The sequence below is a fragment of the Archangium sp. genome (genome assembly GCF_036388035.1).
Taxonomy (GTDB): Bacteria; Myxococcota; Myxococcia; order Myxococcales; family Myxococcaceae; genus Archangium.
In genome coordinates this window covers 1-2,311 of record NZ_DASVSO010000082.1, presented here as the reverse complement: position 1 = coordinate 2,311, position 2,311 = coordinate 1, and the positions used below count along the sequence as shown (strand labels likewise).

The 2,311-nt window shown below is 71.1% G+C and carries 2 protein-coding genes; both read right to left on the bottom strand.

Features of this window, described 5'->3' with window-relative positions:
• Window positions 1-369, bottom strand: a 369-nt coding sequence (locus VF697_RS03440) for an alpha/beta hydrolase (protein WP_331092029.1), incomplete at its 3' end; no start/stop codon positions are given.
• 65 nt (window positions 370-434) lie between these two features.
• Window positions 435-1,964, bottom strand: coding sequence for a glycosyltransferase family 39 protein (locus tag VF697_RS03435; protein WP_331092028.1), 1,530 nt, complete (start codon window positions 1,962-1,964; stop codon window positions 435-437).
• Between the last annotated feature and the right edge of the window lie 347 nt (window positions 1,965-2,311).

Here is a 2,311-nt window from a genome sequence, read left to right as displayed (position 1 = left end):
CACGGCGTGGAAGCGCTCGGGCCGCCACAGCGCCGCGTTCCAGGCCACCGGGCTCCCCCAGTCATGGCCCACCACCACGGCCTTGTCCACGCCGAGCGCGTCGAGCACGCCCACCATGTCTCCCACGTGGTGGAGCTGGGTATAGGCGTGCAGCGCCGCTGGCGCCTCCGTCTGCCCATAGCCCCGCATGTCTGGCGCCACCGCCCGATAGCCCGCCGCGGCCAGTGCCCGAAGCTGGTGGCGCCACGAGTACCAGCTCTCGGGGAAGCCGTGGCAGAGCAGCACGACAGGGCCCTTCTCGGGTCCCGCCTCCACGAGGTGCATGCGGAGGTTCTTCGCATCGACGAAACGGTGGCGCAGTTCGGTCATGCGAGGCAGTGCAGGCCGTGTCCACCCTACCTGTCAAGGACGCGGCCCTCGGCGGACTCCACGCGCTACTGGTAGTTCTTCAGGCGGGGCCAGAGCGTGGCCAGCGGTACCTTCAGCCCCGAGCACAGGTGGATCGGCAGGTTGTCCTCGTAGGGCATCACGTAGGGATTGGGTGGCACGCGCGCGGCGACCTCGGCGCGCTCGCACAGCGGCTGGAGATCCTCGAGGTCACCCCCCACCACGAGGAGGTGCTCGGGCTCCTCGCCGGGCCCCCAGAGGAAGTAGTGGTTGTGGCCCGAGCGCGCCGGAGGCAGCCCCTGGGCGCGGCCGAGCCAGTCGAGCGCGCCGGCCTCGCCGTAGTTCTGCGCGAAGAGGGTGGTGCGCGCCCGCGTCTCCGGAGGCAGGCGCTGGTACACCTCGGCCACCGAGGAGACGAGCTCCTCCCAGCCGTGCTGGTCCGCGTAGTGCTGGGGAAGGACGCCGAATGTATGGCGCTCGTGGCGGGGCCCTTCGAGGCCCAGGACGCGCTGGTAGGCGATGAAGGTGTCGACGGGGAGCACGGGCAGGGTCAGCGGCGCGAGGGCGGCGAAACCCACCAGTCCCAGGATGAGCACCACGCCGCGCGGCACCGGGCGCGAGATGCGGCGCTCGGCGACCACGGCCCCCGCGGCGAACAGCATGGGGTAGGCGGGGGCCAGGTAGTAGTCCTTGGCGCGCAGGAAGGCGAGCAGGACGAAGAGGAAGACGTAGGTGAGCCCGAGGGCCCGGTAGGGCCGGGCGGTGGGGGCGAACAGGAGGAAGCCGAGCCCGGAGAGCCACAGCGGCACGGCGAGCGGGTGCAGCAGGAGGATCTGCCCTCGGACGAACTCACCGAGCTGGAAGGGGGCGTTCTTGTAGAGCTGCCCGTTGCGCAGCAGCTCGAGCATGGGCCAGCCGTGGTGGTGCTGCCAGAGGAGGTTGGGCAGTACGAGCGCGACGGCGAGCAGTACGCCGAGCACGAGCCAGCGGCTGGCCAGCAGCCCGCGCGCGGGGGTGAGGAGCACGCCGAGCCCCAGGCACGCGGCGAAGAAGCCCATGGAGTATTTGTTGAGCAGGCCCACGCCGACGAGCGCGCCCAGGGCGAGCCACGCGCGCTGCTGCCCGGTCCGCACCAGGTGCACCAGCACGGCGGCGCAGCTCGTCCAGAGGAGGGGCTCGAAGGCATTCATCGTGAGGGTATGGCCCTCGAAGAGGAAGAGGGGGGCGAGCGCGGTGGGCAGGGCGGCGAGTCCCACCGCGAAGGCTCCACCGCCAAAGCGTCGCGTGAGCTGCCCGGTGAGGGCCACGAGGCCGGCGGCGGCGAGCGCGGGCAGCACTCGCAGTCCGGTGAGGGAGTGGCCGAAGAGCGAGGTGGCGAGCCGGGCGGCCACGGCGATGAGGGGCGGCTGGTCCACGTAGCCCCAGTCGAGCCGTTGCCCGCAGGCGATGAAGTAGAGCTCGTCCCGGAAGTAGCCGTAGCGGTGGGCGAAGAGCAGGTGCAGCACCGCCGTGGCGAGCGCGAGCCCGGGGACGAGCAGCGGCGGGACGCGCGGGGCGGGGGCGGTTTCCGGAGGCATGAGCCGAGAGCCTGCCACGGGTGCGGAAGGGGACGCCGGTCGGCTTCCAGGCCCTCTCCGAGTGAAACGAGAAAAATGAGGAAGGGCAGGAAACTTTCGGGCAGAGTCCCGGAGAACCTCTATTGCGGCGGCGCCCCCCGATCTCCGCCGCCCCTCATCCTCTGGAGAAGAACCCCATGTCGTCCAAGCTGTGCGCGCTCGTCCTGCCCCTGCTGCTCGCCACCTCCGCCGTGGCTCAGACCGCGACCATCTCCTTTCCGGCGAGCGGCCCCTATACGGTCGCCGGGACGCTGAAGGCCGGCCAGCCCTTCACCGTCAACTACGACCTCAACCGGCTGAAGACGTGC

Coding starts and splice junctions, on each gene's coding strand:
- VF697_RS03435 (WP_331092028.1), bottom strand. CDS start 1,964: ATGCCTCCGGAAACCGCCCCCGCCCCGCGCGTCCCGCCGCTGCTCGTC.